The 9,455-nt window shown below is 53.6% G+C and carries 9 protein-coding genes; 2 read left to right on the forward strand and 7 right to left on the reverse strand.

What is annotated here, in order from left to right; genetic code table 11:
• Positions 1–8 precede the first annotated feature (8 nt).
• Positions 9–308: an ArsR/SmtB family transcription factor gene (locus tag A9587_RS22125; RefSeq protein ID WP_016262450.1), complete on the reverse strand. Its 300-nt coding sequence runs from the start codon at positions 306–308 to the stop codon at positions 9–11.
• A 182-nt stretch (positions 309–490) separates the two neighbouring features.
• On the opposite strand from A9587_RS22125, the gene A9587_RS22130 reads away from it, so the two are divergent.
• Positions 491–649 carry a YqaE/Pmp3 family membrane protein gene (locus tag A9587_RS22130; RefSeq protein WP_000508177.1) on the forward strand — a complete coding sequence of 53 codons (159 nt, stop codon included), beginning with the start codon at positions 491–493 and terminating at the stop codon, positions 647–649.
• Positions 650–732: 83 nt separating this feature from the next.
• Complete coding sequence (gene kbp, locus A9587_RS22135) at positions 733–1,182, forward strand: potassium binding protein Kbp (RefSeq protein WP_000522431.1); 450 nt, start codon at positions 733–735, stop codon at positions 1,180–1,182.
• A 3-nt stretch (positions 1,183–1,185) separates the two neighbouring features.
• Here the strand turns inward: kbp and csiR are convergent, their stop codons facing one another.
• From csiR to glaH, 6 genes are all read right to left on the reverse strand, one after another.
• The gene (csiR, locus tag A9587_RS22140) at positions 1,186–1,845 is read right to left on the reverse strand and encodes a DNA-binding transcriptional regulator CsiR (RefSeq protein ID WP_001516917.1); all 660 of its coding nucleotides are present in this window, start codon (positions 1,843–1,845) and stop codon (positions 1,186–1,188) included.
• Positions 1,846–1,865: 20 nt separating this feature from the next.
• On the reverse strand, positions 1,866–3,266 hold the full coding sequence (gabP, locus tag A9587_RS22145; RefSeq protein ID WP_000531675.1) for a GABA permease: 1,401 nt from the start codon (positions 3,264–3,266) through the stop codon (positions 1,866–1,868).
• A gap of 530 nt (positions 3,267–3,796) precedes the next feature.
• Positions 3,797–5,077, reverse strand: a complete 1,281-nt coding sequence (gabT, locus tag A9587_RS22150; RefSeq protein ID WP_000097664.1) for a 4-aminobutyrate--2-oxoglutarate transaminase — start codon at positions 5,075–5,077, stop codon at positions 3,797–3,799.
• Positions 5,078–5,090: 13 nt separating this feature from the next.
• Complete coding sequence (gabD, locus tag A9587_RS22155) at positions 5,091–6,539, reverse strand: NADP-dependent succinate-semialdehyde dehydrogenase (RefSeq protein ID WP_000772889.1); 1,449 nt, start codon at positions 6,537–6,539, stop codon at positions 5,091–5,093.
• A gap of 22 nt (positions 6,540–6,561) precedes the next feature.
• Positions 6,562–7,830: an L-2-hydroxyglutarate oxidase gene (lhgO, locus tag A9587_RS22160; protein ID WP_016249102.1), complete on the reverse strand. Its 1,269-nt coding sequence runs from the start codon at positions 7,828–7,830 to the stop codon at positions 6,562–6,564.
• Between the two features lie 19 nt (positions 7,831–7,849).
• Entirely contained in the window at positions 7,850–8,827 is a 978-nt protein-coding gene (gene glaH / locus A9587_RS22165; RefSeq protein WP_010377831.1) for a glutarate dioxygenase GlaH, read from the reverse strand.
• Positions 8,828–9,455 lie beyond the last annotated feature (628 nt).

Here is a 9,455-nt window from a genome sequence, read left to right on the forward strand (position 1 = left end):
GTCACTCCTTACGGACAATAGACATTTTTCAGGGTGGCGATAATGGCATTTACCGCCTCATTTTTTATCGAATAAAGAACGCGCTGCGCATCCCGTTGGCTGTCGATAAGCCCTTCGTCACGCATACGAGCGAGATGCTGTGACGTTGCAGAGGCGCTAAGTCCGGTAATGCGAGCCAGTTCACCGGCGCTGGTGCCGGGTGAACCACAAAGCATGCATAGAATCAGCAGCCGTTTGGGGTGACTCATCGCTTTCAGCAAGGCCGCGGCCTGTTCGGCGCTGGCCTGTAGTTGGGCTAGTTCAGTCATAGTTATTTAAGTATTTGCTAAATTAAGTAAACTCTAAACTAAAAATGCAACGTATACCAGCGTAAGCAGCGTAAATGAGGGTAAAAGCGTAGGCTGAAACGGCCAGGCTCCGCTAAAATCACTACGCTTAAGAGGTGAAATCTCTTTTTAAACAATGATTAATTTTCTTATAGGGAGTAAATATGGGTTTCTGGAGAATCGTCATCACCATCATTTTGCCACCGCTCGGCGTGCTGTTAGGTAAAGGATTTGGTTGGGCGTTCATCATTAATATCCTGCTGACGTTGCTTGGTTATATTCCTGGTTTAATTCACGCTTTTTGGGTGCAAACCCGCGATTAATCCTGTGCTCACCCACGCGGCGTAAACGCGCCGCGTTCCTCTGCTACACTTTCTGAGTGTTTCCATTAACGAATGAGGTAGCTATGGGTCTGTTCAATTTTGTGAAAGAGGCAGGAGAAAAGCTCTGGGATACCGTCACCGGTCAGCATGATAAAGACGATCAGGCGAAGAAGGTGCAAGAGCATCTGAACAAAACCGGTATTCCCGATGCCGATAAAGTGAATATTCAGATTGTCGATGGTAAAGCGACAGTCACAGGTGACGGCTTAAGTCAGGAAGCGAAGGAAAAAATCCTTGTTGCAGTGGGGAATATTTCCGGTATTGCCAGCGTGGACGATCAGGTAAAAACGGCGACGCCAGCAACTGCCAGCCAGTTTTATACCGTTAAGTCTGGCGACACCCTGAGTGCCATTTCCAAACAGGTTTACGGCAACGCCAATCTCTACAATAAAATCTTCGAAGCGAATAAACCGATGCTAAAAAGCCCGGATAAAATTTATCCAGGGCAGGTTTTGCGTATTCCTGAAGAGTGATCGTTATCCCGCCATCGCCTGCTGGATAATCGGAATCGGCGTCAGCAAATGTTGACGCATTAACTCACTGGCGCGCGCAGTATCTCGCGCCAGCACAGCGTCGGTTAAAATTTGATGCTGATCGCGTTTATCTTCCAGCATTTCTACTGAAAGCACTGTTTGCCGCAGCCAGATGAATCTGTAGCGTGCCGCCAGATCAAACAAACGCTCGCGCATTTGTAGTAAATAGTGGGAACCGCAGCCAGCCACAATCGCAGTATGAAATGCCTGATGGCGCTGGTCCCACTCATCAAGCATTTGCTCGCTGGCGTCAGAGGCTTCCAGTTTACCAAGCAAATGTGCTTTCGCGAGAATGTCAGCTTCCCATTCATCACTGCCACGGGCAATCGCCAGACTCACCAGCATCGCTTCCATATTGGCGCGGGCATCGAAAATATCGAGCAGTTCCTGCTCTGACATAGACGCCACCCGATATCCTTTTTGATTCACCACCGTGACCAGTCGTTCCGCTACCAGTTGCGAAAGGGCTTCCCGCAACGGCCCGACGCCGAGTGAATAGCGCGACGTCAGCAAACTCATTCGCAGTTTTTCATCCGGCTGAAAATGACCGCGAATAATATCGTTCTTCAGCCAGCGATAGCCATCCAGAGACGTAATGGTCATGGTGTGACTCCAGCTCAACGTTAATGCGTATTATGCGCGGGTAATTTTTGCCACATTATTAGCTTTTTCCAGCGCGCCATAATTGGCACGGTACAGATAATCCCTATTGCTAATAAGCCGGTGGAAATGACCTCGAGTTGCTGTGCCGGACGGAATAACATCACCACCAATACAAAGGTAATAAAGCTAATCACCAGCCAGGTAAGCCACGGATAAAGCCACATGCGCAGGCGAATTTCGCCGCCTTCTGCCAGCAGAATTTTACGCATCCGCAATTGTGAAACGGCGATGACTAAATAAACCAGCAGGGCGATGGCGCCGGAGCTGTCGATCAGGAATTTAAACACTTTCGCAGGCGCGTAATAGTTCACCACCACCGTTAAAAACGCCGCACCGGTCGAGAGTAATACAGCCACGTAAGGTGTTTTACTGCGGTTGATTTTGCCCATTACTGCAGGTGCATCACCGCGACGGCTCAGTGAGTAAAGCATTCGCGAGGCGGTATACAGCGCTGAGTTCAGGCAACTGGTCACTGATAGCAAAATAACGCAATCCATAATGAATTTTGCGTGCGGAATATTCAGCAGCTCCAGCACGGAACGGTAGGAACCCACGGTTTTCAGTCCTGGCATATTCCACGGGATGAGAGCCACGACGACAAAAATAGAACACAAATAGAAAATAGAGATACGCCAGATAACCGAGTTGGTGGCGCGAACAATATGTTTATCCGGCGTGTCGGATTCTGCTGCCGCGATGGTGACAATTTCCGCGCCCATAAACGAGAACATGGTGATAAGCATCGCGCTTAATACCGCACCAAAACCATTCGGCATAAAGCCGCCGCTATCCCATAATCTTGAGATACCACTCACTTCGGCATAAGGATAAAAACCGCTAATCGCCACTGCACCGAGGAAAATAAACGCCAGGATAGCAATCACTTTGCATATCGCTAACCAGAACTCAAATTCGCCGTAGTTTTTGACGCTTAATAAATTACTTCCGGTTAAGGCGAGGGTAATAACGAGGGAAAATAACCAGATGGGAATACCGGGAACCCATGAATGCAGGATCATGGCGGCAATGTTGGCTTCCAGCGGGATAACCAGTACCCAAAACCACCAGTACAGCCAGCCGATGGTATAGCCCGCCCAGCGGCCAATGGCTTTATCGGCATAGGTGGAAAAGGAGCCGGTGTCGGGCGTAGCAACCGCCATTTCCGCCAGCATTCGCATAATCATAACCACCAGTAATCCGGCGAACAGATAGGCCAGCAATACCGCCGGACCCGCTTCGGCTATAGCGACGCTGGAACCGACAAACAGACTTGCGCCGATAACACCGGCAATAGACAACATGGTGACGTGGCGTGATTTCAGCCCGCCGCCTAACTCATGTGGTTGCGATGATTGCCCCATCCTGAATCCTCTCGAAAGTGTGTCACTTGGGAGAGCGCCCCGACATTTCCCGCGTCGGGTCACGCGTTTAATTGTTATTAACTCTTTTTGCCGGAGAGCGGCTCCGCCTTATCCGACCTGGATTCCCGTAGGCCGGACAAGACGCGAAGCGTCGCCTCCGGCATGGTGCGCCGAATGTCGGATGCGGCGTAAACGCCTTATCCGACCTGGATTCCCGTAGGCCGGACAAGACGCGCAGCGTCGCCTCCGGCATGGTGCGCCGAATGTCGGATGCGGCGTAAACGCCTTATCCGACCTACATTTCCGTGAGCCGGGCAAGACGCGAAGCGTCGCCTCCGGCATGGTGCGCCGAATGTCGGATGCGGCGTAAACGCCTTATCCGACCTGGATTCCCGTAGGCCGGACAAGACGCGAAGCGTCGCCTCCGGCATGGGTGCGCCGGGTGTCGGATGCGGCGTAAACGCCTTATCCGACCAGGATTCCCGTAGGCCGGACAAGACGCGCAGCGTCGCCTCCGGCATGGTGCGGTGCTACTGCTTCGCCTCAGCAAAACACTGGCTGATGATCTCCAGACCCTGACGGATCTGAGCATCTTCAATGGTGAGGGGGACAAGGATGCGCAGTACGTTGTAATAAGGGCCGCAGGAGAGAAGAATCAGACCTTTATCGCGGGCGCGCGCTACGATCTCGGCGGTGAGTTTCGCATCCGGTTTGTCGTGATCGCCATTTTCAAACAACTCGATCGCAATCATCGCCCCCAGCCCGCGCACATCGCTGATCTCAGGGTGTTTTTCGGCTATTGCCAACAACCCGTCTTTCAGTTTCTGCCCCAGGTCGTTGGCTTTTTGTAGCAGATTTTCCTGCTCGAACACCTTCAATACTTCCAGCGCCGCCACGCAGGCAATCGGGTTACCCGCATAAGTGCCGCCCAGACCGCCTGGTGCGACGGCGTCCATCACTTCGGCACGTCCGGTGACGCCCGCCAGCGGGAAGCCGCCCGCGATCGATTTCGCAAAGGTGGTGAGATCCGGTGCAACGCCCATTTGCTCCATCGCAAACAGCGTACCGGTACGTCCCGCGCCGCTCTGGACTTCATCGGCAATCAGCATGATCCCGTGCTCGTCACACAGCGCGCGTAAACGTTGCATAAAGGCTGGCGTCGCGGCGTAGAAACCGCCTTCGCCCTGAACCGGCTCAATCACGATGGCGGCGATATCTTCCGGCGCAGCGTCATTTTTGAAGATTCGGTGGATACTGGCGATAGCGTCATCTTCACTGATGCCATGCAGTGGGCAAGGGTAAAGCGCGCGATAAACATGGCCCGGCATCAGCCCCATACCCGCAGAGTACGGATTCACCTTGCCGGTCAGCGCCAGCGTGTAGTGCGTGCGCCCGTGATACGCACCGCTAAAGGCGATGGTGCCGCTGCGTTTGGTGGCGGCGCGGGCGATTTTTACCGCGTTTTCCACCGCTTCCGAACCCGTGGTGACCAACAGCGTTTTTTTGGCGAAATCGCCCGGCACCTTCTGATTCATAACCTCGCACAACTCCAGATACGGCTCGTAAGCCAGCACCTGGAAGCAGGTATGCGACAGTTTTTTCAACTGCGCTTCCACCGCCGCAACCACTTTTGGATGCAGGTGCCCGGTGTTGAGCACTGCAATCCCGCCCGCGAAATCAAGATACTCACGGCCTTCAACGTCCCACACCCGGCAGTTTTCCGCCCGGTCAGCGAAAATCGGGTGAATTTGCCCGACGCCACGGGGGATCGCCTGACTGCGGCGCTGCATTAACTCTTTATTGCTGCTCATTCGCGTTCTCCAGTTAAAGACCGATGCACATATATTTGATTTCTAAGTAATCTTCGATGCCATACTTCGAACCTTCACGACCCAGACCCGAGGCTTTAATGCCGCCGAACGGGGCCACTTCATTGGAAATAATGCCGGTATTGATGCCGACGATGCCGTACTCCAGCGCCTCGCCCACGCGGAAGACGCGGCTTAAATCACGAGCGTAGAAGTAGGCGGCAAGGCCAAACTCGGTGTCATTGGCCTGCGCAATCACATCGGCTTCGTCTTTAAAGCGGAATAGCGGGGCGAGGGGGCCGAACGTCTCTTCTTTCGACACTTTAGCGTTGGCCGGAACGTCCACCAGTATGGTCGGCTGGAAGAAGTTGCCGCCGCGTTCGTGCGCTTTACCGCCGCAAACCACGCGCGCGCCTTTCTCCAGCGCATCGGCAATATGCTCTTCCACTTTTGCTACCGCTTTTTCATCGATCAGCGGTCCGATGGTGACGCCTTTTTCCAGTCCATCACCGATTTGCAGTTTGCTCACCGCCTGCTGCAATTTTTCGGCAAAGCGGTCATACACGCCGTCCTGCACGTATAAACGGTTGGCGCAGACGCAGGTTTGCCCGGCGTTGCGGAATTTCGAGGCCAGCGCGCCTTCCACGGCTTTATCGAGATCGGCATCGTCAAAGACGATAAACGGCGCGTTGCCGCCGAGCTCCAGCGACACTTTTTTGATATCTTTCGCGCACTGTTCCATTAACTGGCGGCCAATTTCGGTCGAGCCGGTAAACGACAGCTTGCGCACCAGCGGGTTGCTGGTCAGTTCGTTACCGACCGCGCCCGCCGAACCGGTGACCACGTTAAACACGCCAGCCGGAATGCCCGCGCGGATCGCCAGCTCTGCCAGCGCTAGCGCAGAGAACGGCGTCTGACTGGCGGGCTTCAGCACCATCGTGCAGCCTGCCGCCAGTGCCGGACCGGCTTTGCGGGTAATCATCGCCGCCGGGAAGTTCCACGGCGTGATGGCTGCGGTGACGCCAATCGGCTGCTTGATCACAATCAGGCGCTTATCGGCCTGATGACCGGGAATAGTGTCGCCATAAATACGTTTGCCTTCTTCGGCAAACCACTCAATAAAGGAGGCGGCGTAGCTGATTTCGCCTTTCGCTTCAGCCAGCGGTTTGCCCTGTTCGAGGGTCATCAGGCGCGCTAAATCGTCCTGATGCTCCATCATCAAATTGAACCAGTTGCGCAGAATGGTGGCGCGTTCTTTGGCGGTGAGCGCACGCCAGGCGGGCAGGGCGCGGCTGGCGGCGTCGATAGCGGCACGGGTTTCATCAGCACCCATTTTCGGCACGCTACCCAGCTTGTCGCCGTTCGCCGGATTGGTGACATCGATGACCTCGCCATTGTTGGCGTCCAGCCATTCCCCGTTAATCAACGCCTGCTGGCGGAATAAGTTACTGTCGTTAAGTTTCATCGCTACATCCTGTTTTCAAAGGTTATTGATTAAATGCGGCGTGTAAGGCATCCACACTACGTGCCGCTCGCAGCGTGCGTCCGGGGTTACTCTGGCTTGCCAGCAGCGTTTGTACCTTGCTGACAATATGCGCACCAATAGGAATTGCTGATGTCGCTGCCGGGGAGGGCGCATTGCAGGTGTGGATCGTGCGCGGGGTGGTGACAAACAGAAAATCGTCAATCAGCTTGCCGTCCGGCGATACCGCCTGCGCCCGCACACCGGCGGGCCAGGGCTGGAGATCGCTTAACGAAAGCCGGGGACAATACTTTTGCACCAGCCGCAAATAGCCGCTTTTGCACAGCGAGTTTTTCATCTCGCCCAGTCCTGAGCGTAGGTGGTTTTGTAGCACCCGGCGAATCCCCGAAGAGCCCAAAATCTCCAGCGTGTCGCTAAATGAGAAGTCGCGCTTGCGATAGCCTTCGCGTTTGAAAGCCAGCACCGCGTTTGGCCCGACGGTCACGCTGCCGTCGATCATCCGGGTGAGATGAACGCCCAAAAATGGCATCGCCGGGTCGGGGATGGGGTAAATCAGATGGTTAACAATCTGGTTATGCTCCGGCGCAAGGCGGAAATACTCGCCACGGAACGGGCAGATGATAAAGCCCGGTTCGAGGCCGAGCATTTTCACCAGCCGGTCAGCCATTAGTCCGGAACAGCTAATCAGCGTCGATGCTTCATATTCGTCGCCCTGACGGGTACGTATCACCACGCCGTTTTTATGCTCACTGAGCGCGCTGACTTCGGCGTTATAGATAATCTCACCGCCTCTGGCCTGGAAGATTTTTGCCATCGCCGCCGTCACTTCGCGATAGCTGACAATGCCGCTGGACGGCACAAAAATACCGCCAAGCCCGGTGATATTCGGTTCGCGCTCGCGCAGTTCGTCGGCGTTTAACCATTCGCGCTCGATCCCGTTCGCCGCCGTGCGTTTCCACAACGCGCGCATCCGTTCCATTTCGAGAGCGGACGTGGCGACCAGCATCTTGCCGCAGTTGTCGTAGCGAATGCCGTTTTGATCGCAAAAGGCTTTGGTGGCGCGGTTTCCCGCCAGGCAAAATTTCGCCTTCAGGCTGCCGGGCGTGTAATAGACCCCGGCATGGATCACACCGCTGTTGTGGCCCGTCTGGTGACAGGCCGGGCCGGACTCTTTTTCCAGCAACGCAATGCGGGCGTCCGGATAGACATCAATCAGTTGCATGGCGGTCGACATGCCGATGATGCCGCCGCCAATAATCACAAAATCATACATCCGCTCAATTCCTTTGCGCTTACTGATGCGTCTGGTAGTGGTTAGTGGCGTAAGCGAAATAGCCACGCTGGCGCATCAGTTCGCGACGCAGATCCGGATGCGCGGTAAAGCGGTCGCGACCGTGCAGCCAGAACAGGTTGTTAATCAACAGGAATTTGCCAACGGGAACGGGGACAGACAGAATGCCTTTGCTGGTTTCAATGGCGTCGGAAAGCTCGCTCAACCATACGCCTTCTTCGAAGTCTTTCGGCTGGACGAACTGGTCGATATAGCGCATCACCGGGCGCCCCTGCTGATCGACGTCGAACACCGGATGGAAGACATCTTTGCTGACGTTTTTACTTGGCGGTGCGGCAAAACGCATCGGACGGCGCGCCAGCGGGTGGCTGAAAAAGTGGTCCAGATGTTCCCAGTCATCGAGATGCAGCAGCAGCGAATTTCCGCCCTGCATGTTTTGTTCGTCGATTTTCATCATCAGCACGTAATCAGTGATCTCTTCGACATAGGTGCCGTCGTTATGCAACTCCATCACGCGGTGCGGCTGGCGCAGATAGCTGTCTGAGTTATCGACATTTTTCACCACAAAACGCGCATAATACTGACCGCTCATCGCATCGAAATTTGAGCGACCAATCAGATGCGCCACCGCCGTCGCCAGCTTCACCATCTCATCCGCCTGCTTCACATCATCGACACCTACCGCATTGATCAACAGCGCACCTTCAGCGCGGTTTAGCAACGTCTTCAACAGCAGCGGCTGTAGTTGGTTTGCACACAGATCGTCGAGAATTTTGCCCACCCGAAAACGCAGAAACGATTTGTACTCCAGCGCCTGCACGGGCCACTCGGCAACCTGTTCGAGAAACTGTTTGGTCGTCTGTTCGGTGAAGGTGAGTTCCAGCAGACGCGGGGATTGCGCCGACGGTATGAGGGTGAATCCGCTATAGTCCTGGCCTGAATCGACAGTATTGGTTTGTACGGCGGTCAGTGCATTCATCAGAAGCAATCCTCTTATGAGATGTAGGGTGACATGGCGATGCTCACTTCGTAGCCATAATCTAAAAATATCTACATTTCTGAAAAATGCGCACAAAAGAGACATATTGTTTTCTTATTGTGATCAAAAACAATATTTTATTAACATATGGTGAGGTGAGTTATAGATGCTTTTTTAGAGAAATAATTATTTAAAATAATAAGTTAGTGATGGTTATAGGAGGTGAGTATTGGGTGTGATTTCAAACTTCAAAACAAATGTGTCCTGCGATTTAATACACGATTGAGTTAATTTGAAATAACCTGTTGTAAACAGGTGAGTTTTAGTTCTTCACCTGTTTGGCAGGGGGGAGAATAATGCGTAGTCTCCATACATTATGTAAGTATCCCGCATAATCGTGCCATTCACATTTAGAGCCCCTTTTGCATTTCAGAAGAGCAACGTCCTCCTTGATTAAGGATAGCGTTGCATCGACCCGTTGAACTCAGAGCTCATAACTGAAGTGGCACACTGAATTTGGCCACCTGAACAGAGGTGATATGCTCACCTCAGAACAACACAGGTGCTCCAATGAAAAAAAGAAATTTCAGCGCAGAGTTTAAACGCGAATCCGCTCAACTGGTTGTTG

This window comes from Escherichia sp. MOD1-EC6162 (assembly GCF_002965125.1).
GTDB classification, from domain to species: domain Bacteria; phylum Pseudomonadota; class Gammaproteobacteria; order Enterobacterales; family Enterobacteriaceae; genus Escherichia; species Escherichia marmotae.